Origin of the sequence: Caballeronia ptereochthonis (assembly GCF_001545075.1) — a bacterium.
In the GTDB taxonomy this organism is placed as follows: domain Bacteria; phylum Pseudomonadota; class Gammaproteobacteria; order Burkholderiales; family Burkholderiaceae; genus Caballeronia; species Caballeronia ptereochthonis.
In genome coordinates this window covers 181643-204063 of record NZ_FCOB02000012.1, presented here as the reverse complement: position 1 = coordinate 204063, position 22421 = coordinate 181643, and the positions used below count along the sequence as shown (strand labels likewise).

General features: G+C 63.9%; 16 protein-coding genes and 2 pseudogenes. 7 read left to right on the top strand and 11 right to left on the bottom strand.

From position 1 onward, the window contains the following. The 6 genes and pseudogenes from AWB83_RS35785 to AWB83_RS15015 all read right to left on the bottom strand — a co-directional run. Positions 1–110 (bottom strand): annotated as a pseudogene (locus AWB83_RS35785) (electron transfer flavoprotein subunit beta/FixA family protein); the annotation flags it as partial. A 124-nt stretch (positions 111–234) separates the two neighbouring features. Then, positions 235–615: a hypothetical protein gene (locus AWB83_RS15035; RefSeq protein ID WP_087046345.1), complete on the bottom strand. Its 381-nt coding sequence runs from the start codon at positions 613–615 to the stop codon at positions 235–237. A gap of 42 nt (positions 616–657) precedes the next feature. Then, a complete protein-coding gene (locus tag AWB83_RS15030; protein WP_087046371.1) occupies positions 658–1353 on the bottom strand; it encodes an RNA polymerase sigma factor in 696 nt (231 codons plus the stop codon). 8 nt (positions 1354–1361) lie between these two features. Further along, entirely contained in the window at positions 1362–1694 is a 333-nt protein-coding gene (locus tag AWB83_RS15025) for a cupredoxin domain-containing protein (protein WP_374729117.1), read from the bottom strand. Then, entirely contained in the window at positions 1687–2220 is a 534-nt protein-coding gene (locus AWB83_RS15020) for a DUF4142 domain-containing protein (RefSeq protein ID WP_087046344.1), read from the bottom strand. Before AWB83_RS15020 ends, AWB83_RS15025 begins: the two co-directional genes overlap by 8 nt. Positions 2221–2481: 261 nt before the next feature. Beyond that, complete coding sequence (locus tag AWB83_RS15015; RefSeq protein ID WP_087046343.1) at positions 2482–2922, bottom strand: cupin domain-containing protein; 441 nt, start codon at positions 2920–2922, stop codon at positions 2482–2484. A gap of 387 nt (positions 2923–3309) precedes the next feature. On the opposite strand from AWB83_RS15015, the gene AWB83_RS15010 reads away from it, so the two are divergent. From AWB83_RS15010 to AWB83_RS15000, 3 genes are all read left to right on the top strand, one after another. Further along, positions 3310–3678 carry a DUF2784 domain-containing protein gene (locus AWB83_RS15010; RefSeq protein ID WP_087046370.1) on the top strand — a complete coding sequence of 123 codons (369 nt, stop codon included), beginning with the start codon at positions 3310–3312 and terminating at the stop codon, positions 3676–3678. Between the two features lie 106 nt (positions 3679–3784). Then, positions 3785–6526: an MGH1-like glycoside hydrolase domain-containing protein gene (locus tag AWB83_RS15005; RefSeq protein ID WP_087046342.1), complete on the top strand. Its 2742-nt coding sequence runs from the start codon at positions 3785–3787 to the stop codon at positions 6524–6526. Between the two features lie 173 nt (positions 6527–6699). Then, positions 6700–7146 (top strand): universal stress protein, encoded by a 447-nt coding sequence (locus tag AWB83_RS15000; protein WP_087046369.1) that lies wholly within the window; start codon positions 6700–6702, stop codon positions 7144–7146. A 54-nt stretch (positions 7147–7200) separates the two neighbouring features. Here AWB83_RS15000 and AWB83_RS14995 read toward each other — a convergent pair whose 3' ends face one another. From AWB83_RS14995 to AWB83_RS14985, 3 genes are all read right to left on the bottom strand, one after another. Further along, positions 7201–8658 (bottom strand): NAD-dependent succinate-semialdehyde dehydrogenase, encoded by a 1458-nt coding sequence (locus AWB83_RS14995; RefSeq protein WP_087046341.1) that lies wholly within the window; start codon positions 8656–8658, stop codon positions 7201–7203. 160 nt (positions 8659–8818) lie between these two features. Beyond that, on the bottom strand, positions 8819–10480 hold the full coding sequence (locus tag AWB83_RS14990) for a cation acetate symporter (RefSeq protein WP_087046340.1): 1662 nt from the start codon (positions 10478–10480) through the stop codon (positions 8819–8821). Continuing rightward, positions 10477–10782 (bottom strand): DUF485 domain-containing protein, encoded by a 306-nt coding sequence (locus AWB83_RS14985; RefSeq protein ID WP_087046339.1) that lies wholly within the window; start codon positions 10780–10782, stop codon positions 10477–10479. The genes AWB83_RS14990 and AWB83_RS14985 overlap by 4 nt, the downstream gene beginning before the upstream one ends. 211 nt (positions 10783–10993) lie before the next feature. On the opposite strand from AWB83_RS14985, the pseudogene AWB83_RS14980 reads away from it, so the two are divergent. Then, positions 10994–11317, top strand: a pseudogene (locus AWB83_RS14980) (aminotransferase class I/II-fold pyridoxal phosphate-dependent enzyme); the annotation flags it as partial. 120 nt (positions 11318–11437) lie between these two features. On the opposite strand, the gene AWB83_RS14975 reads toward AWB83_RS14980, so the two are convergent. Then, on the bottom strand, positions 11438–12832 hold the full coding sequence (locus AWB83_RS14975; RefSeq protein ID WP_374729116.1) for a short-chain fatty acid transporter: 1395 nt from the start codon (positions 12830–12832) through the stop codon (positions 11438–11440). 109 nt (positions 12833–12941) lie between these two features. Beyond that, the gene (locus tag AWB83_RS14970; protein WP_087046337.1) at positions 12942–16340 is read right to left on the bottom strand and encodes a molybdopterin-dependent oxidoreductase; all 3399 of its coding nucleotides are present in this window, start codon (positions 16338–16340) and stop codon (positions 12942–12944) included. A 117-nt stretch (positions 16341–16457) separates the two neighbouring features. Here AWB83_RS14970 and AWB83_RS14965 point away from each other — a divergent pair, with 117 nt between their 5' ends. The 3 genes from AWB83_RS14965 (at position 16458) to AWB83_RS14955 (ending at position 22421) form a co-directional block, all read left to right on the top strand. After that, positions 16458–17369: a LysR family transcriptional regulator gene (locus tag AWB83_RS14965; protein WP_087046336.1), complete on the top strand. Its 912-nt coding sequence runs from the start codon at positions 16458–16460 to the stop codon at positions 17367–17369. A gap of 505 nt (positions 17370–17874) precedes the next feature. Continuing rightward, entirely contained in the window at positions 17875–19161 is a 1287-nt protein-coding gene (locus AWB83_RS14960; protein WP_244197740.1) for an efflux RND transporter periplasmic adaptor subunit, read from the top strand. A 44-nt stretch (positions 19162–19205) separates the two neighbouring features. Next, a complete protein-coding gene (locus AWB83_RS14955) occupies positions 19206–22421 on the top strand; it encodes an efflux RND transporter permease subunit (protein WP_087046335.1) in 3216 nt (1071 codons plus the stop codon).

The following is a 22421-nucleotide window of genomic DNA, read 5'->3' as shown; positions in this document are numbered from 1 at the left end:
GGGTTCATCGACATCTTCACGTTGGCGATATCGACTCCCGTGTTGTCCGACTTCACCCGGACCTTCACGTTGTAGTCGACCACCCTCTTGACTGGGACAAGGATCTTCACTTGCGTCTCCGAGTGATGACAAGCCTTCGGAATGAGGCTTCGTATAGCCTCTATTTGAATGCCTGCCCGGCAAGCGCGCAAATATCAGATAGCTTTGCCCGCCATAGGCGCAGCCTAGGACCGATCAGTGGCCGGGGCCCGTCTGCTCGATGCAGCTCAGCACGAGCGTGCTGCCCGCGCCCGCGTCGGCGCTGAGCATCGCGGTATGGAATTCGGTGTCCGTGCAACGCCAGTCGGCTTGCAGATCCTTGCTGCAGGCGCGCGCCGTGTCGCGGATGCGCTTTCGGTTCAGCACGTACTCACAAATGCTGCGGCCATCGCATTGACGCACCAGATCGCGCGTCGCGTTGCCGCCCGGCGCGCCGCAGTTCCCGCCATAAGTTCCCGATATGACCGTGATCGTCCGCGCATGAGTGTTCGAAATACCCGCCAGCACGACGATTCCCGCTATCACGCAAGCCCGGCCGATGCGGACGGCCCGCGCAACCGCCCTGTCCTTGTACATGGCGCCTCCTTTCCGGCGCTCCGGGAAAGCACGCCGCAAACGCTATGACGCGCCACCGGATATCTTCGATAGTACGCGCGCCACGATGCGGTCGCACTGCGCACCGCCGAAGTCGAACACATCCCGCTCGGCGAGATCGAACGCCTGCGCCAGCGATTCGCGCAGCATGCTTCGCGCGCGAAAATGACGGCTACGCACCGTCGCCTCGGGAATGTTCAGGCATTGCGCGGTCTCCTCGACGCTCATTTCCTCGATCGAGCGCAACACGAACACGACGCGAAACAGCTCCGGCAATTCATCGAGCTTGCGTTCGAGCAGCGCGCGTACTTGCGAACGCGCGAGCGCCTGGTCAGGGGCATCCTCGTCGCGCGAGATCATTGCATCGGCTTGTTCGACGTATCCGGGCGCGTCCACGATGGGAATCACATTCTGGCGCCGCGCCGCCCGCCGCAATCGCGCGAAACATTCGTTGAGCACGAGCCGCGACAGCCAGGTGAAGAGCTGCGAATCGCCACGAAACTGGCTCATCGATTTGTACGCATGCAGATACGCTTCCTGCAACGCATCTTCCGCTTCGGCGTCGTTGCGCAAGACCGCGCGCGCCATGCGATAGAGACGCCGGTTATGCCGCCGCATCAGCAACTCGAAAGCGGAACGCTCACCCGCGGCGACGCGGCGCGCGATGCTCAGGTCGTCGTCGGCTGCGGTGGCTGCGTCGGTGTGTGCTGGCTCGCTCATGTTCGCCTTCATCTTACGTTCAGGACCGCGTGCATGGTCGGATGCAGCGTGCACGAATACGCATAGTGTCCCGCTTCGCGCGCCACGTAGCTCCACGAAGCATCGGGCGCGATGGCGCGCGAATCGAACGCTTTCGCGTCGGCAGTCGCCGTGTGGGGAAACAAGTCCTTGTTGATCCACACGACGCGATCGCCGCGCGCGACCGTCAGCGCGGGCGGCTCGAAACGCATCTGCTCGATCACGACGACAAATGTCGCGGCGCGAGCCTCGCCAGGCAGTCCGGGCGCGCCCTGGAAGCAAACCAGGCAAACGAGGCCAGCGAGCACGTGTGGATCACGCACCGCTCTTTCCCAGTTCCGCCTGCAAATGCCGCGCATGTTCGAGATGCGCGACGAACGCGGGCCGCACCTTGACGAGCAGGGCCTTCAACTCCTCGTTCTTCGCGCCCGGGATCAGGCTCTTGTCGAGCGCGTCGAGCACGCTTTCATGATAGGCAACCTCGTGATCGATATACGACTTGTCGAAGCTGCCGCCCGAAAGCGTCCTGAGTTTCGCGAGATTCGCGTCGCCGCCTTGCTTGAGGCTCCGACTCGTCGGATTGTCCTCGGGCGTCACGTTGAGCTTGTGCACGAGATCGGTCGCGGCCTTGTTGACGTCGCCATGATCCGTGACCATCTGCTGCGCAAACGCTTTCACGTCTTTCGATTTCGTTTTCGATTCGGCGAGCTTGCCCGCGTCGATATCGACCTGATTGGCCGTCACCACGATGGCCGCGATCTGCGGATCGGTCGGTCCGGCATTCTGTGCGTGAGGCGCGATGTTCGCAAGCGCGAGCGCCGCCGCCAGCGCGGTGTGGATGAGCTTCATCTGACATCTCCCGGTATTCCTTTGCGGATACCGGCTTGGATGTCACGTCGAAAAACCGCGTTCCCGCCCGACTGAACGCGCGCTCGGTTTTGCGACCGCTTGAGCCGCATCGAGACCGAAAAGCGCCCGGCGGGGCGAAGTGGTCGCGCACGTTCGATGTTGCAGTGAGCGAGCGGCATCTTTATCCGGAGCGTTATCCGGAGACGGCGCAGGAAGACGAGCAGGCACGCGATGAGCTATACGCGTGGCATATGCCGCGATTCAGAACGAAGAACGAGGGAGATAGCCCGTCGGCCTGCGTGCGAGCTTGCGGCTCACCTTGAGCGCGAGCAGCACCGGCTTGGAGATGTGCGGACGCAGGATGGCATGCTTGCGCACATATTTGGGCACGTGCCACTCGGAGCGCGTGCCGGCATAGAACAGCGCGGCGTGCCCCGCGCGCAGCGAGCGCGGTTCCTGGCCTTCGGCCGTGATGATGACTTCGCCTTCGATCACGTAGATGATCTCGTCTGCATCGAAATACCAGTTGAAACGACCGGCGGTGCAGTCCCAGACCCAGGAGGAGGTAGTCGTGTCGCGGCTTTGCGACCACTGTCCGCTGCGAGCAACGGGATTGCCTTCGAGGATCCATGCAGGATCGATCGGGTCTGGCCTCAGCAGGACGTCGTCCAGCCGGACGGACTCGAAAACGGGATTTCTCATGGATCCTCCTTTACGGTTGCTGATGATCGAACATGAACGGCAATGGTTTCGGTCGCCTTTCGATGCACGTCCATCCGCGAAATTGGCTTGGCCTGATGTGCCGGTCTAACGGAGACACATCCGCAATCAAATCGTTCATCATTGGTATTCGACATTCTCGATGGCGAGTGAACGATCTGCCTTCGACCATCACACCACTGCCCACACGGACATTGGAATGTATGTGATGCATAACGAAGATCACCTGGCATTGCCCGGCGGGAGTGGGCTCCAGCAGCTCGACTGTTCGTGCTCCTTGACGAAGCCGACGCCGGCGAGCCGGGTATCTGCCGCTAGACGGAGCAGATTCGATGCCCGAACAAATGACTAGGTATCAAGCGTATGCCCATGATCTGGCTCGCCGATATCGTTCTCATGCTGCATGCGCTGACCGTGCTGTTCATCGTCGGCGGTCTGATCGCGATCTGGCTGGGCGCTGCATTCAAACGCACCTGGGCCCGAAATCGCGCATTCCGGATGACGCACATGGTCGCCATCGGTATCGTCGCGGCACTAGCCCTTCTTGATCTGCCCTGCCCGCTCACCGTTCTCGAAGGTGACTTGCGTTCGGGACACCCCGGCGCGCAGGGCTTCTTGCAGCACTGGATAAGCGCCTGGCTATATCTTGACCTCCCGATCTGGGTGTTCATACTCGCCTACTCCGCCTTCTTCCTCATCGTGGTGGCTACGTGGCGCCGCTTTCCACCACGTTCGTGAACAAACAGCGCTTGGTTTACGAGGCCGCACGCTTCCGCGCAATGCCGCTTATCATCGGAAAATCGTGCACTGAGCGCATGAGTTTAACATTCGCACTGGAGGTCTCATGCCGCCGCTACGCGCAATCCATCTGCTGCAAACGAAGGAAGGCTCGCGCCTGCATGGCTCCGAACCCGACAACTGGCGCCGCTGGGGCCCGTATCTGAGCGAGCGCCAGTGGGGCACGGTTCGCGAGGACTACAGCGAATACGGCACCGCGTGGGATTATTTTCCGCACGACCATGCGCGCAGCCGCATGTATCGCTGGGGCGAAGACGGTATCGCCGGCTTCGGCAACGATCCGCTCGACTGGTGCATCTCGCTTGCGCTGTGGAACGGGCGAGATCCTATCATCAAGGAACGGCTCTTTGGTCTGACGAACGAGCAGGGCAATCACGGCGAGGATGTGAAGGAACTGTACTTCTACGTCGACGGCACGCCGACGCATTCGTACATGAAGATGCTCTACAAGTACCCTCACGATGCGTACCCGTATCAGGATCTCATTGACGAAAACAGGCGGCGCAGCGCGAGCGAGCCCGAATACGAAGTCCTCGACACGGGCGTGTTCGACGACGACCGTTACTTCGACGTCTGGGTCGAGTACGCGAAGCACACGCCCGACGACATCGCGATGCGTGTCACGATAGAGAACCGCGCGAATGAAGCCGCCACGCTTCACGTGCTGCCGCAGTTCTGGGCGCGCAATCGATGGGCGTGGTCGAGCAGGTGGGGCAAGCCGTCGCTGACGCTGGAGACCCACGCGCACGAAGGCGAGCGCGTCATCGCGCACAACCCCTCGCATGGCACGATGATCGTGAGCGCGTCCGCGCAAGTGCCGCTCGAATGGCTCTTCTGCGAGAATGACACGAACGTTCGCAGAATTTTCGGCATCGAGGGTGCAGGGCCGTTCAAGGACGGCTTCAACGATTATCTCGTCGACGGCGACGAAGAAGCGATCCGGCGCGATCGCGGCACGCGCGCCGCCGCGCACGCCTGTATCCGGCTCGAACCGCATGAGCGCTCCGTGCTGTATCTGCGCTGGCGTCCCGCTGCTGCCGCGAGCGACGCGCCCCTCGATTTGCCGCAACTCTTCGCGCACCGCGAGGCGGAAGCGGACGAGTTCTACACCACGCTTCAGCACGACATCGACGACGCCGATGCGCGTCTCGTGCAGCGTCAGGCGCTCGCCGGCATGTTGTGGACGAAGCAGTACTATCAGTTCGACGTGACGCGCTGGCACGACGGCGATCCGGGCCAGCCCACGCCGCCGAAAGGACGCAAGCATGGTCGCAACGCGGACTGGCGGCACATGTGCAACGGCGACATCGTCTCGATGCCGGACAAATGGGAGTATCCGTGGTATGCGTCGTGGGACCTCGCGTTTCACGCGGTCGCATTCGCCATGATCGATCCCGACTTCGCCAAGAAGCAGTTGCTGCTGCTCGTGAAGGAGCGCTACATGCATCCGAACGGGCAATTGCCCGCGTACGAATGGGCGTTCGGCGACGCCAACCCGCCCGTGCATGCCTGGGCGACGTGGCGCGTGTACGAGCTCGATCGCGAAATGACCGGCATCGGCGATCACACGTTCCTCGAAGTGATGTTCCACAAGCTGCTGCTCAACTTCGCATGGTGGGTCAACCGCAAGGATGCCGACGACCGCAACATCTTTCAGGGCGGCTTTCTCGGGCTCGACAATATCGGCATCTTCGATCGCTCCTCGCCGCTGCCGACGGGCGGGCGCATCGATCAGGCGGACGGCACCGCGTGGATGGCGTCGTATGCACTCGATCTCATGCAGATCGGGCTCGAACTGGCGATGAAGAACGACGCGTATGTCGAGATCGCGGTGAAGTTCTTCGAGCACTTTCTGTATATCGCGGAAGCGGTCAGCTGCGGTGAAGGTTGCGCCACGGGCTTATGGGACGGAAGCGACGAGTTCTTCCATGACGTGCTGCATCTTCCCGACGGAACGCGCGTGCCGATGCGCATCCGTTCGATCGTCGGGCTGATACCGCTGTTCGCCGTGCACGTGCTGGAAGAGAGCGTATATGGCGATCTTCCCGGCTTGCGCGAGCGGCTCGCGTGGTTTCTCGATCACCGGCCGAATCTTGCGAAGCTGGTTTCGCGCTGGACCGAGCCCGGCAAGGGCAACACCACGCTCCTGTCGCTGTTGCGCGGACATCGGATGAAGGCGCTGTTGCGGCGCACGCTCGATCAGGACGAGTTCCTGTCGGCCTACGGCATTCGGGCGTTGTCGCGCGTGCATTGTGACGCGCCCTACGTCTTCGATCACGACGGCGTGCGACTCTGCATCCGGTATCTGCCTGCCGAATCGGACTCGCGCGTGTTCGGCGGGAATTCGAACTGGCGCGGTCCGATATGGATGCCGGTCAATTACCTGCTGATCGAATCGCTATACGAATTCCATCGCTATTACGGCGACGAGTTCCGCATCGAATATCCGACGCATTCGGGCCGCACGCATTCGCTCAGCGAGATCGCCGACGATCTCTCGCGCCGCATCACCACGCTGTTCCTGAAGGACGCCGAGGGCAAGCGGCCCGTGATGGCGGCGTATCCGCGATTGCAGGCCGATCCCCGTTCTCAGGATCTCGTGCTCTTTCACGAGTACTTTCACGGCGATGACGGACGCGGCGTCGGCGCTTCGCATCAGACGGGCTGGAGCGGGCTCGTCGCGCTGCTGCTGCAGCCGCGGCTGATGAAGCTGTCGCACGTGGGGCCCGAGGCGCCCGTGATGGCGGTGCGGCTGTACGACGACGCGACGGCGGCGATGGCGCGCTAGCGGATTCGCGGGAAGCGGCATTCCGGCGGGCCATCGCATCGCATTGAACGAACCGTTCGATTCGTCGGCGGGTATCGAAGCTTTCAATTCCGTGCAGGCCATTCGCGCGCTGCCTATACTTGAATCGTCGGTTCATGAAACCTTTCAGTCCCCGAAGACCGGAGGACGCGATCATGTTCAAGCACTTGCTGGTTCCGACAGACGGTTCCACGCTATCCGAAGCGGCCATGCACATGGCGGTCGGGCTCGCCAAACAGGACCGCGCGCGGATCACGGGCCTCTATATGATCCGGCCATTTCATATGACGGTTTATAGCGCCGAAATGGTGGGCTCCAATCAGGACGAGTTTCAGGCCGTCGACCAGGAGCGCGCGCAACTGTACCTCGAGACCATCAGGAACATCGCCGTCCAGGCCGGCGTGGAGTGCGACACGGACGCGCCCACCGGCACGCATCCTTATGAGGCCATTCTCGAAACGGCGAAAAAGCGGAACTGCGATCTCATCGTGATGGCGTCTCATGGCCATGGCGGGATTCGCGGGATGCTGCTCGGAAGCGAGACGCAGAAGGTGCTGACTCATAGTCACCTGCCGATTCTCGTGGTGCGGCCGCCTGTGTGAGTTCGTGGTCGGTGAAGGGCGGCTGGTGGTCGCGGCAAGCGCCCATCGAACCGCCTACCCCTCCAGATTCCCGAAACACACGTACTTTGCTTCGAGATACTCCTCGACGCCGGACGACGCCCCTTCGCGCCCCATCCCCGATTCCTTGATGCCGCCGAACGGCGCGACCTCGTTGAACACGAGGCTGTCGTTCACGCCGACGACGCCGCACTCCAGCGCCTCCATCACCCTGAACGCACGGCTGATGTCCGCCGTGTAGAAGTACGCGGCCAGTCCGGTGCGCGTATCGTTCGCGAGCGTGATGACGTCGTCCTCGTCCCTGAACTGGAGCACGCTCGCGATCGGTCCGAGAACTTCGTCGCCGCATACGCTCATCGCCGGCTCGACACCCGTCAGAACCGTCGGCCTGAAGAAGCTCGAACCGGGGCTCACGCGCGCGCCGCCCGCCGCGACGGTCGCGCCTGCGCGAACCGCTTCATCGACGAGACCTTCGAGGCGCGTCACCGCGTCCTCGCTGATGAGCGGACCGATCTGCGCGCCCTCGTCCATGCCGTCGCTCACTTTCAGCAAGGCGACCTTCGAAACGAGCTTTGCGACGAACGTCTCATACACGTCCTCATGCACGAAGAACCGGTTCGCGCACATGGCGGCCTGACCCGTATGCCTGAAACGCGCATCGAGCGCGCCTTTGACGGCGAGGTCGATGTCCGCGTCGGCGAACACGATGAAAGGACAATTCGCGCCCAGTTCGAGCGACATCTTCTTGACGGTCGATGAGCAGAGCGCCATCAGGCGCTTGCCTTCCTCGATGGAACCCGTGAACGACACCTTCCTCACGTCCTCGTTCGCAAGCATCGTGCTTCGGATCGGCTCGCCTTCGCCCGTCAGCACCGACAGCACGCCGCGCGGCAATCCGGCGTTCTCGCCGAGCACGCATAGCGCGAGTGCGGAAAATGGCGTCTGCGGATCGGGATGAAGAATGACCGTGCAGCCCGCGGCCAACGCCGCGCCGACGCGCCGCGCGACCATCGAAGCGGGAAAGGCCCAGGACGTGATCGCGCCGCATACGCCGACCGGCTGATGCAGCACGCGGATGCGCTGGTTGCGGCGGGGCGCGGGAATATTGTCGCCGTAGATTCGGCGCGCTTCCTCGGCGAACCAGTCGAGGTAATTGGCGGCTTGCGTGATCTCGGAGCGGGCTTCATGCAGCGGCTTGCCATGCTCGCTGCTGAGAATGATGGCGAGATCGTCGCGATGATGTTCGACGAGACGCGCCCATTCCCTCAATACCGAAGCGCGCTCGCGGCTGCTCCAGCTGCGCCAGTCCTGCAAGGCCGCATTCGCGCACTCGATGGCATGCGTCACCTGCTCCGCCGTGACTTGCGGCACCGAGCCGATGATTTCACGCGTCGAGGGATTGGCGACGCGCACGCGCGGCAACGGAGTGTCATCCACCCACGCGCCGGCGATATAGGCCGATTGCTCGAACAGACTTGGGCACTGCAGTTCCATGGCTCGCTCCAATGCGTTGGCGCTTCGTGCAACCCCCGGTGCGGAAGTGGTTGCATCGAGCTTAACGCATTTTCGTTTGCCGTTCGGTCGGGTGCGAATATGTCGGGTATTCGAACCGCGCCGGCGGCGACGCGTCAGCAAACGCGGCGCCGCTGCACGCTCAGTGACTCGCGCCCTCCACTGCGCCGATGCCCGTTTCCGAGCGCACCGTCTGCGCTTCGAAGCCAGCCTGATCGATGCGCGCGCGGGCAGACTTGTCGGTCACCGAGAAGAGCCAGATACCGACGAAGCCGATCGCCATCGAGAACAGCGCGGGCGAGGCATACGGGAACGGCGCATCCGCGTAGTGGAACACGTCGACCCACACGGCCTTCGAGAGCACCGTCAGCACGACCGCCGAGAGCAGGCCGAGGAAGCCGCCGACGGCCGCGCCGCGCGTCGTGCAGCCGCGCCACAGCACGGACATGAAGAGCACCGGAAAGTTGGCGGAAGCGGCCACCGCGAACGCGAGCGACACCATGAACGCGATGTTCTGCTTCTCGAACACGATGCCGAGCACGACCGCGATGATGCCCAGGACGACTGTCGTGACCCGCGACACGCGCAGTTCGCTCGCGCTCGATGCCTTGCCCTTCTTGAACACGGTCGCGTAAAGATCGTGCGACACCGCCGAGGCGCCCGCGAGCGTCAGACCCGCGACGACCGCGAGGATGGTTGCAAACGCAACCGCCGAGATGAAGCCGAGGAACACGTTGCCGCCGACCGCGCTGGCGAGATGCACCGCCGCCATGTTGGTGCCGCCGAGAAGCTTGCCGCCCGCGTCCTTGAACAGCGGATTGGTGCTCACGAGCACGATCGCGCCGAAGCCGATGATGAACGTGAGAATGTAGAAGTAGCCGATCCACGTCGTCGCCCAGAACACCGACTTGCGAGCTTCCTTCGCGTTGGGGACCGTGAAGAAGCGCATCAGGATGTGCGGCAGGCCGGCGGTGCCGAACATCAGTGCGATGCCGAAGGAGATTGCCGAAATCGGATCCTTGATGAAGTTGCCCGGGCCCATGATCGACGCCTTCTTCTCGTGCACGTCCACGGCCTTCGCGAAGAGCGCCTCGGGGCTGAAGTGGAACTGCCACAGCACCATGAACGCCATGAACGAAGCGCCCGCGAGCAGCAGGCACGCCTTGATGATCTGCACCCACGTCGTCGCGGTCATGCCGCCGAACAGCACGTAGACCATCATCAGCGCGCCGACGATCACCACCGCGATCCAGTATTCGAGACCGAACAGCAGCTTGATGAGCTGTCCCGCGCCGACCATCTGCGCGATCAGATAGAACGCCACCACGACGAGCGTGCCCGACGCGGCGAACGCGCGAATCGGCGTCTGCTTGAAGCGGTATGCGGCGACGTCGGCGAACGTGAAGCGGCCGAGATTGCGCAGGCGCTCGGCCATCAGGAACGTGATGATCGGCCAGCCCACGAGAAAGCCGATCGAATAGATCAGGCCGTCATAGCCGTTGGAATAAACCGCCGCTGAAATGCCGAGGAACGATGCAGCCGACATGAAGTCGCCCGCGATCGCAAGGCCGTTTTGAAATCCCGTGATGCCACCGCCCGCCGTGTAGAACTCGGCGGCCGAGCGTGTCTTCTTCGCGGCCCATTTGGTGATGAAGAGCGTCGCGACCACGAACGCGATGAACATGCTGATCGCGGTCCAGTTGGTCGGCTGCTTCACCGCCTGACCGAGATCGCCACCCGCGGCGAAGGAGCTGGCGGAAGCCGCGAGAAGCGCGCCTGCCGTGAGGTATCGTTGCGGCTTCATGCGGCCTCCCGCTTGATCTTGTCGGTGAGCTCGTCGTACGTGCTGTTGGCATGGCGCACGTAGAGACCCGTGATGACCACCGTGAAAACGATCACGAACAGGCCGATCGGCATGCCCCACGTCATCACGCCCGCGCCCATCTTCGCGGCGAGCAGGCCCTTGTTGAACGCGATGAGCAGCACATAGCCGTAATACACGACCAGCACGAGCGCCGTCAGCGTCCAGCCGAGCTTCGAGCGTTTTCGCACCAGTTCGCCGTATGTGGCGCTCGACTTGATCTTCTCTACGACATTGCGGTCCATTTCCGTCTCCTGCGTGAAGTTCTGTCTTCGATTCGCTGGAGACTAAGGTAAGAGCGTGCGCTTACCCTTTTCTTACGGCAGGCGGTTTCTTTTGGCGGGGTTTACGCGAAGCATCGTGCGTCGCCAGCTTTTCGATAGACGATCGATCGTTCGCTGAGGCAGGGTCATGGCGCTGTCGTCCTTGAGTCCGACGCCCGTCAATTTGCGCGCACTCTGCAAGCGCGTGCCGGTAAAGGCCATTTCATCGTGCCGGAATCTGCAGAACCCCACCGTCACGACCATGAGCCTCGAGCGGCGCATGAAGCTCGTGGATGTCGCGCGGCGGCACGGTGTGGCGATCATCGAGGACGATGCGTACGGCCCGCTCGTCGCGCAGCGCCTGCCGACGATCGCGAGCCTGTGCCCCGAGCTTACCTACCACATCTCGGCGACCTCGAAGACCCTCGCGCCGGGCTTGCGGCTCGGCTATCTGCTGAGCCCGCGGGACAATGCAGCGCTTTGTGCGGAGGCCGTGCGCACGACGCCTCGACGCCCAGGCGACAACCGTGGTGGCGCAGCGTGTCGATGAGAATCTCCACCAAGGACTGCCTCTGAAACTGACGGCACTTGCGGACACGATTCAGTTCGCGCGTCGCTCGCCCTTCACATCAGGCACTCAAGGCATGACCGGCGGATGATAGGCAAGCGTCGGCGCAAGCGCCCACAGCATGAACACCACGAGCGGCGTATGCACGACGAGCTGCGTGAATGTGAAGCCGACGACATCCTTCGCGCGCAACCCGAGCACGCCGAGCAGCGGCAGCATCCAGAAGGGATTGATCAGGTTCGGCAGCGCCTCGGCCGCGTTGTAGACCGTGACGGACCAGCCGAGATGCACCTGCAACGCCTTCGCCGCCTCGATCACGTATGGCGCCTCGATGATCCACTTGCCTCCGCCCGACGGCACGAAGAAGCCGAGCACCGCCGAATACACGCCCATCAGCGCAGGAAACGAGCCTTGCGAGGAAATCGCCACGAAGAAATGCGCGAGATGCTCGGAGAGCGGCAGGCCGCCCGGCGCCGCGGCCTTCGTGAGAATGAACGCGATGCCGCCGTAGAGCGGAAACTGGATCAGCACGCCCGCCGTCGACGGCACGGACTTCGCCACGGCGTTCAGGAAACGGCGCGGCCTCCAGTTGAGCAGCATGCCGAGCAGAATGAACACGAAGTTATACGTGTTGAGGTTCGAGATCGCGAGGATCGGGTTCTTCGTCGTGAACTCGTGCGCGACCCAGACGAGCCCGAGCGCCACGAGCAGAATCGTCACGAGCGGGCTGTATTCGAGCCAGTCGCCGGGACGCGCGGGCTTGTCCATTTTCATATCGATGTCGTCGAGCCGCACGCCGAGATCCGCCGCCGTGCGCACACGCTCGCCGACCGGCGCGGACAGGCCCGCAATCAGGAGCGAGACGATCGTCAGCGCCGCAACCATCAGCATCGATTGCGGCAGGAAGATGGTCTCCGAGAACGGGATCACGCCGGTGATCGCGAGGAGCGTCTTTGGCAGGCTGTCCGGATTGGCCTGCAACTGCGCGGCCGCCGAGCTCAGGCCGAGCGCCCACGTCGCACCCATGCCGAGATACGCCGCCGCGCCCGCCGCGCGATAATCCATGCGCAAATCGTTGCGGCGCGCGAGCGCGTGCACGAGCAGCCCGCTGAACACGAGGCTGATCGCCCAGTTGAACAGCGACGTGGCGACGCTCACGAACGCGACGAACATCACCGCGCCGCGCGCCGTCTTCGGCAGGCGCGCGAGCCGCGCGATGACCTTTGACGCCGGCGGCGACACCGCCACCACATAGCCGGAAATCGCGACGACGGCCATTTGCATCGTGAACGGAATGAGGCTCCAAAAGCCGTCGCCGAACGCGATGCCCACGCGCTGCGCGGGCGCGCCGATCGCGAGCGCGCCCAACGCCACGACGATCACTGCGATCGCCGCGAAGATATACGCATCGGGAAACCATGCCTCGGCCCAGCGCGTGACGCTGGCCGCCATGCGTTCCATCATGTTGCCCGGCCTTCCTTCGGACCGTAGCGGTTTTACCTGTGTGACCTGTTCCATTTCCTCTCCCCTTTCGCGCCTTGGCGTGTGTGTGCAAATCGATTGAACGGCGTCGTCATGCCTCGACGACGAGATCCGACAGCGGAATCGCCTGGCACGCGAAGCACATGTCGGGTTCGTCGGGCGCGTTGCCCGACAGGTGACCGGTCGTGCCCGCTGCGACGCGCACCGCGCAACTCTCGCACTGGCCCACGCGACAGCCGCTCGGCAGCGCGATGCCGAGTCCTTCGGCGAACGCGAGCAGGCTGCCGTCCTTCGGCGTCCATTGCGCGGACTTTTTCGAGCGCACGAATTCGACGGTGAAGCGTTGCGTCTCGTCGGCGCGCGGCTCGGACGGAGAGCGAAATGCTTCCTTGAAGATGTCGAATGCGGGCACGCCGCGCGCGAGGAGGCCTTCGGTGATCGCGGCCATCATCGGCTCCGGGCCGCAGAGATAGAAGCGCGCGCGTCGCCGGATCAGCGCGTCGTCGACGCTCGACGCATCGAGGTAGCCGGCGCGGTCGTAGTCGCGGCCGGCAACGTCCTCGCCCATGCGCGGATGCGCGTAGCAATCGAATACATGCAGCCCGCGCCATGCCTCCCGCAGCGCGCCGATGCGGCCGCGAAACGCGTGTGACGCGCCGTGCCGGTTCGCATAGAAGAGCCACGCCTCGGGCCGCCTGTTCATCGACGTCACCCGGGCAAGCGACTCCAGATATGCGATGAACGGTGTGATGCCGATGCCGCCCGCGAACATCACGACAGGCTGGCGCGAGCGCATCGGCAGGATGAAGGTGCCGCCCGGCGCGCGCAGATCCACGCGATCACCGATTTCCAGCGCCCGGTGAATATGTCCGGACATCGCGCCTTCGAGCTGATGCCGCACCGAGATCGTGTAGCTGTGCCGCGCGGGCTCGCTCGCGGGACCGACCAGCGAATACGCGCGCGTCGTGCCGCGCGCCCCGAGCGTCGGCACATGCACGGTCACGTGCTGGCCCGGCAGATAGTCGGGTAGCGCGCCACCGTCTTTCGCCGTGAAGGTGACCGTGCGCACGCCTTCGGCTTCGTCTTCGAGCTTCGCCACCACGAATTCGCGCCAGCCCTGCCATGCGCGCCGCGCGCGATCGAACAAAGGATCGGGTTCGATGTCGCATGCGAGCGCGCGCATCGGCATCGATCCGCTCAACGGATCGTGCTTCTCCGAGGACACGAGATTGCTGAAGTTACTGTTGCCCTCGCCGAGCGCCGGATAGCCTTTCATGCCGAGTTCATCGCAGGCCTGCCACCAGCCGTATTCGGCGATCAGCACGTCGTCCGCGAGCGCCGCTTCGATGCGCGCAACGAAGCGCGCCGTGCCTTGCGCCGTGCTCAGGATCACCCAGTCGTCCGACTCGACGCCCTTCCTCTTCGCGAGCGATGCGCTCATTTCGACGACCGGACAGGGCGCACGCCGCCGCAACCGCGTCACGCCGCGATGCTGGCTGTGACAGTAATAGCCGTTCTTCGTGGATGTCAGCACATACGGGTACTTCGGATCGCGCGCGTCCGGCGCGAGTCCTGCGGGCGGCACATGCACCGGCACCGGCGGGTAGCCATGTCGCAGAAGTTTTTCCGAATACAGTTCCACGCGCAGCGTTTCGGTGCGAAAGCCGCGCACGCCATCGGGCGTCGCCATCGCATATTGCTTTTCGCGCTGTTCGAGCGGGCGGTAAATGCCTTCGGGATGTGCGCGCAAGGTCTCGACGTCGAGCCCGAGCGGCGCGAGCATGTGATTCCATCCCGCTTCGATGCTGCCGCCGAAGAACGCTTCGCGCATCCCGAGACGCGTTGCGAGTTCGAACACGATGTCGTAGTCGGCGCGGCTCTCGCCACGCGGCGCGACCATACGCTGGCGCAACTGCACGAGCTCCACCGCGCGCTCGTCGATTTCGAAGCCGATGCGCAAGCCCTCGCGCTCCCACGGCGTGTTGACCGGCAAGAAGATGTCGGCGTAGCGGGACGAAGGCGTCTCGTAGAGATCGCAATGCACATGGAATTCGAGGGCGCTCAGCGCCTCGTGCGCGCGTGCGCTGTCCGGCTGCGAAACGAGCGGATTCGTACCGAACGCGAACAGCGCGCGCACCTTGTACGGCTCTCCTTCGATGATCGCGCGATACATGTCGCGCGCCGTCACCCAGCCTTGCGCGGGCGGACCGAGCGGGCGCTCGGCGAGACCGAGCGCCTTGGCGCGCTGTTGCGGCGAGAGCAGCGCGTACGTGCTCACCGCGTTCGCCGGCTGCCTCGCGAATTCGCGGTTCGAGCCGCGCGTGTCGAAGGCGCCCGTCAGCGCGTAGAGCGTCGCGATGGCGCGCTCGGTCTGCGTCGCGTTCGCCTGCTGGCCGACGCCCGACCACGCGTGATAAGCGATGCGCCTGCCCGGCGCGAGCAGTTCCGCGGCGCGCTTCAGTTCGTCCGGCGCGACACCGGTGATCGCTTCGACATGGTCCGGTGTGTATGCATCGAGCGCGCGCAAGTAGCATGCGAACGCGGGCTCGCAGTCGATCGACGCAATCGTATGAAGCCCCGACAGCGCGAAATCGGCGGGCGACGTGTCGCCTTCTTCGCCGAGCGCTTCGGCGCGATCATGCGCGGCGTTCCAGATCAGATAGCGGTTCCGAAGCGCATGAGGATCGATATCGCGCTCGCGCAGGAAATGACCGTCATCGCGCCGCACGAGCAGCGGCGCGTTGGTCCAGGCGCGCACGAACGACTCGTCGAACCGTTGCGTGGCGATCATTTCCCGCGCAATGCCCATCGCCAGCGCGGCATCGGTTCCGGGGCGCACGCGCAGCCATACGTCGGCTTCGCGCGCGAGCGCGGTCGGACGCGGATCGGCGACGATCAGCCGCGCGCCCTCGCGACGCGCCTGAGCGATCGCATCGGCCTGCGCGAGCCACGTATTCGCGGGGTTCGTGCCCCACAGCAGGATCACGTCGGCGTTGCGATAATCCGCGGTCGGCATGCCGCAGCCGAACGTGAACATGTGCGCGACGTCCTTGTGCCAGTTGCAGATCTCCGTCGCATAGCAGATGTTCGGGCTGCCGTACGACCAGATGAAACGCTCCACCCAGTCGATGCTGTCGCTCATCGGCGTGCCGCTCGGCGTCGTCACGCCGAATGCGACGGTTTCAGCGCCGTGTTCGCGGCGCAGCGCGTCGAGCTTCGCGGCGATCTCGTCCAGCGCCTCCTCCCAGCCGATGCGCACCCAGCCCGGATCGTCGGCGCCTTTCGGCGCGGTGCGGCGCATCGGATGGAGCACGCGGTGCGGGCTGTGCACGAGCTCGGGCGCGGACTTGCCCTTCAGGCACATCGCGTGGCCGGTCGGGTGGTCGCGATCGGGCCGCACCTCCGCCATAATCCCGCCGCGCACGACGTTGACCGTGCCGCAGCGCGAGCGGCAAAGCGTGCAATAGCCCTTTTTCTCCTGAGCTTCCATCTCGTCTCCGGTTTCGATAAGGCGATCCTAGAAAGTCAAAAACAAATCAAGAATTCATATTTCCGATTCAGCGATATAGAATTTTTAGATATCTCAGGACCAACCCGGACCACCGCGATGCCCCGACAGATCACCATGCGCCAGATCGAATATTTCCTGTCGGTGGCGGACAGCGGGCAGATTTCACGCTCCGCGAATCTGTGCAGCGTGTCGCAGTCGTCCATGACGATCGCGCTGCAGAACCTGGAGGACACCGTCGGCGTCGCGCTGCTCGCGCGTCATGCGAAGGGCGTGCGCCTGACCGAAGCGGGCGTGCGCTTCCTGCGTCACGTGCAGCAGGCGCGGCAATCCGTCGATCAGGCGGTGCTCGCGGCACAGGAGGAACCGGGGCAGATCGCGGGCGTCGTGCGCATCGGCGTGACGGAGACGATTTCCGCTTATCTGCTGCCTTCGATGATGGCGACGCTCACGCGGCGTTTCAGGAATCTGCAGGTCGAGGTGGTCGAGCGGGAAAGAGAAGTCATCGAGCAGCAACTCCTTGACGGCGGCCTGGACGTGGCGATCCTGCTCGTATCGAACACCGCGCTGCACGACGATCTCAAGTGCGAGGTGATCCTGCGCTCGCCGCGCAGGCTGTGGACGCCACCGGATCATCCGCTGCTCGACGCGCAGCGCGTCACGCTCGAAGACGTCGCACGGGAGAATTACCTGCTGCTGGACATGGACGAGCACGTGCGGACGGTCGCGCGCTACTGGGGCAAGTTCGGCGTCGAGCCGCGCGTGCGCATGCAGAGCAAATCGATCGAAGCGGTGCGCAGTCTCGTCGCGTTCGGCGAGGGCGTGACCATTCTTTCCGACCTTGTCTACCGGCCGTGGTCGCTCGAAGGCAATCGCATCAGCAAGCGCGATCTGAGCGTCGCGGTGCCGACGATGGACGTCGGCGCGGTGTGGCCGCGCAGTGCGGCGCCCGGCCGTCAGGTCCGCACGCTGCTCGATCTGTTCAGAACATGGAAGCGCGCGGACGCCTGAAGGCGGTGCGCAAGCGCCGCGGCGCAGAACAAAAAGTATGGATAGTCGTGTCGAGCGTTTCAGAAACCGATATGACGAACCAACAGACCAATCGGCACGCCATGGCTTTCCCTCTCGCGTTTTCAGCAATTGCTACGCATTGCGCTCATTTCCGCACGTTCGAATACGCGCTAATTCTATGGCGTTTTCAGCCGTCTTCGACTATTAGTAGACTCGTCACGCAGGTCACGCCACACGCAGGCGAACCATGAGCGGCTCTCTCACAAGAACTCGACCGTCAAGACCGGAGGCAGCTACAACCCATCACAAGCATCAGGCTCGCGCGCGTTGATGTCGCCAGGCAATCCCGTCGCGCGCGAATTCGTCGCATAGCGAAACGGTCTCCCGGGATGCACGTCAACCGGGGCCGCGATCGCCGATCGCTTACCGCGAGCATGCCGTGGCGAGCGCGCGTTCCCGCGCGTTTCGCCGTTCAATTGTCGGCCATCCCAAGAGGGAGGCGCCTATGGCGTTCGTGTCGGAACGGATACTGGACTGCTGCTGGTTCGCCCGAGCATCGCGCCGGAGGCGCGCGCTGCGTTTCGTTTCGGTGGCCGCGGTCGCGTTGCTCTCGCTGGCGGCATGCAAGAAGCCGCCGCCCGAAGCGCAGAAGCCCGCCGTCGACGTCACCGTCGTGACCGTCGCCGCGCAGTCGACGCCCGTCGACTTCGAATTCACCGCGCAGACGCAGAGCTCGCGCGAAGTGGAAATCCGCGCGCGCGTCGACGGCTTCCTGGAGAAGCGCATGTACACCGAAGGCGCGCTCGTGGAAAGCGGCCAGGTGATGTTTCTCATGGACAAGCGTCCCTTCGAGGCCGCGCTGCAAACCGCCAAGGGCGCGCTCGCGCAGCAGCAGGCGCGGCTCTTCGTCACGCAGCAGAATCTCTCGCGCGTGAAGCCGCTCGCCGCGATGAACGCCTTGAGCAAGAAGGATCTCGACGACGCCGTCGGCAACGAGAAGCAGGCCGAAGCCGCCGTCATCTCCGCTCAAGGCGAAGTGCAGACCGCGCAACTGAACCTGAGCTACACGACGATCCGCTCGCCGCTCAAGGGACTGTCGAGCTTCGCGCGCGTGCAGGAAGGCAGTTACGTGACGCCGACGCAATCCGGCCTGCTCACCTACGTGTACCAACTCGATCCGATGTGGGTGAACTTCAGCATCTCCGAGAACGAGCTGCTGACCTACCGTGAGCAGATCCACAAGGGCCAGTTGCACTTTCCGCCCGACAACAGGTTCGACGTGACCATCATCCAGGCGGACGGCTCGATCTATCCGCAGACCGGCCGCATCGACTTCACGAATCCGGCGTTCAGCACCGAGACCGGCACGTTCCTGGTACGCGCGGTGTTCGCCAATCCGAAGGGCACGCTGCGGCCTGGCCAGTTCGTGAAGGCGCGCGTCACGGGCGCGGTGCGGCCGAACGCCATTCTCGTGCCGCAGCGCGCCGTGCTGCAGGGCGCGAAGAGTCATTTCGTCTGGGTGCTCGACGGGCAGTCAAAGCCGCATCAGCGCGTGATCGAAGTCGGCGAGTGGCATGGCGACGACTGGTTCGTCACGAACGGACTCCGGGCGGGCGAGCGCGTCATCGTGGATGGCGCGATCCGTGTCAGCGCAGACTCGCAGATTCGCGTGACGAGCGCGCCCGCCGGGAACGCAGCACCGGCGTCCGCGCCCGCCGCGATGTCGGGCTCGGGCGTGCAGGAGGCGTCGCTCGGCCATAACAGGACCGAAGGCGGCGGAGCCGAAAAGTGATTTGATCCGAAGACCATCGGAAGCACGTCGCGCGGAAGAGGCCAATGAACATCTCACATTTCTGCATTGACCGCCCGATTTTCGCCTCGGTCATCTCCATCATCATCACGCTGGGCGGCGCGCTGGCGATGCTCGCGCTGCCGACGGCGCAATATCCCGACATCACGCCGCCGCAGATCACGGTTTCCGCGACCTATCCGGGTGCGAGCGCCGAGGTCGTCGCGAACAACGTGGCCGCGCCGATCGAGCAGCAGGTCAACGGCGCGGACAACATGATCTACATGAGCTCGTCGAGTTCATCGACAGGCAACCTGACGATCAACGCCTACTTCGAGATCGGCACGAACCCCGAACTCGCGCAGGTCGACGTGCAGAACCGCGTGAACCTCGCCCTGCCGCAACTGCCGCAGTCGGTGACGGCGCAGGGCGTGCAGGTGCAGAAGAAGTCGCAGGCCTTCATGATGGTGATCGCGATCTATTCTCCCAACGAACGCTACGACGCGACGTATATCGCCAACTACGCGAATGTCTATGTGCTCGACGCACTGAAGCGCATTCCCGGTGCGAACCAGTCGAGCATCTTCGGCACGCCCGACTACGCGATGCGAATATGGCTCAAGCCCGACCGCATGGCGCAACTCGGCATCACCGCCGCCGACGTGCAGCGCGCCGTCGCGAACCAGAACCAGCAATTCGCGGTGGGACGGCTAGGACAATCGCCGACGGGCGCGCCCGTCGAGCAGTCGTTTGCGGTGACGACCTCCGGGCGGCTCACCGAGCCTTCCGAGTTCGAGAACATCATCATTCGCGCGGAATCGGGCGGTGCGGCGATCGTGCGGCTGAAGGACGTCGGACGCGCCGAACTCGGGCAGAAGGATTATTCGATCCGCAGCCGCTTCCAGGGCAAATCGGCGACCGTGCTCGCGGTCTATCAGCAGCCGGGCGCGAACGCGCTCGACGTGTCGAAGCTGGTACGCGCGCGTCTCGCGGAAATGAAGAAGTCGTTCCCCGAAGGCATCGACTATGAAATCGCGATGGACACGACGGAATTCACGCGCGCGTCCATCTCCGACGTGGTGCACACGTTCTTCGAGGCGGTCGTGCTGGTGGTGATCGTCGTGTTCGTGTTCCTGCAGAGCCTGCGCGCCACGGTGATTCCCGTGCTGGCCGTGCCGGTGTCGATCGTCGGCACCTTCATGGGCATGGCGGCGCTCGGCTTCTCCATCAACATGCTGACGTTGTTCGGCATGGTGCTCGCGATCGGCATCGTCGTGGACGACGCGATCGTCGTGATCGAAAACGTCGAGCGCAACATGACGGTGCACAAGCTCGATCCGAAGACCGCCGCCAAGCAGGCGATGGACGAAGTGGCCGGGCCGGTGGTCGCCATCGTGCTCGTGCTGTGCGCGGTGTTCGTGCCGGTCGCGTTCCTGGGCGGCATCACCGGGCAGATGTACAAGCAGTTCGCCATCACGATCGCGATATCGGTGGTGATCTCGGGCATCGTCGCGCTGACCTTGTCGCCCGCGCTCGCGTCCTTGCTGCTGAAGCCGGGGCATCACGAGAAAAAGGGCTTTTTCCGCTGGTTCGAGCGGCAATTCGAGCGCATGACCGCGGGATACACGAGCGTCGTGCGGCTCGTGATCAAGCGCTTCGTCATTGCGTTGCTGCTCTTCGCCGGCATGATCGCGCTGGCGGTCGTGATGATGCGCAACATCCCCACCGCGTTCCTGCCGCCCGAGGACCAGGGCTATCTGCTGGGCGCGGTGATCATGCCCGATGCGGCGTCGCTCGACCGCACGGGCGCGGTTTCGGACCGCGTCACCGAATACTTCATGAAGCAGCCGGCAGTCGGCAGCATCACCACGGTGGACGGCTTCAGCATTCTCGACAGCCAGAACAAGAACAACTCGTCGACGTTCTTCGTCGGCCTGAAGGGCTTCGACGAGCGCTACAAATCCGCCAATATCCGCACGCAGAACGCGCGCGCCCTGCTCATCGACGCCTACAAGCATCTCTCGCAGATCAGGGAAGGCATCGTCGTGCCGCTCAATCCGCCGTCGATTCCCGGTCTGGGCACCACGGGCGGCACCGAGATGTGGATCCAGAGCAAGGGCGACGCGCCCATCTCGCAGTTCGCGGCGGTCGTGCAGGATTACGTCGAGAAGGCGAAGCAGCGGCCGGAACTGACGGGCGTCACGTCGACCTTCAACGCGTCGTCGCAGCAGTTGCTCGCGGATGTCGATCGCGACAAGGCCGAGACGCTCGGCGTGCCCGTCGAGGACGTCTATAGCGCGATGCAGACAATGTTCGGCTCGCTCTACGTATCGCAGTTCAACCGCTCGAGCCGGCTCTGGCAGGTGATTCTTCAGGCGGAGCCTTCATACCGGCTGAAGCCCGACGATCTCACGCAGATCTTCGTGAAGAGCAGGAGCGGCAACATGGTGCCGCTCAAGGCGGTGGTCAATACGCGCTACGTCACCGGACCCGATCTCATCACGCGCTTCAACAACTTCCCGGCGGTGAAGATCACGGCGAACGCCGCGCCCGGCTATGCGTCGGGAGAGGTGATCCAGGCGCTCGAGGAAGTGGCAGCGGGCCTGCCGTCCGACTACGGCATCGCGTGGAGCGGCGAGGCGTTCGAGGCGAAGCAGTCGGGCGGCACATCGGGGCTCGTCTTCGTGTTCGGGCTGGTGATGGTCTTCCTGATCCTCGCCGCGCAGTACGAGAAGTGGAGCCTGCCGTTCGGCGTGCTGATGGCGGTGCCGTTCGCGATCTTCGGCGCGCTGCTCGCGGTTCTCCTGCGCGGGCTCAACAACGACGTGTACTTCCAGATCGGCCTCACGATGCTCGTCGCGCTCGCGGCGAAGAACGCGATTCTCATCTTCGAGTTCGCCGTGCTGAACCGCGAGTCGGGCAAATCCGTTTTCGATGCGACGATGACCGCCGCCGAAGAGCGCCTGCGCCCGATCGTGATGACCTCGCTCGCGTTCATTCTCGGCTGCGTGCCGCTCGCGATCGCGACGGGCGCATCGGCGAACAGCCGGCATTCGATCGGCACCGGCGTGATCGGCGGGATGCTCGGCGCGACGGCCATCGCCGTGTTCTTCATCCCGATGTTCTTCTGGGCGCTCGAAACGATGTCGTCGCGCTCGAAGAAGAAAGGCGGCGAGACGCCCGCCGCCGATGCGACGCAAGGGCAGAGCGCATCGGGAAGCGGCCCCGACGCCACGCCGTCCGTTCCGGACAAAGGACACTGA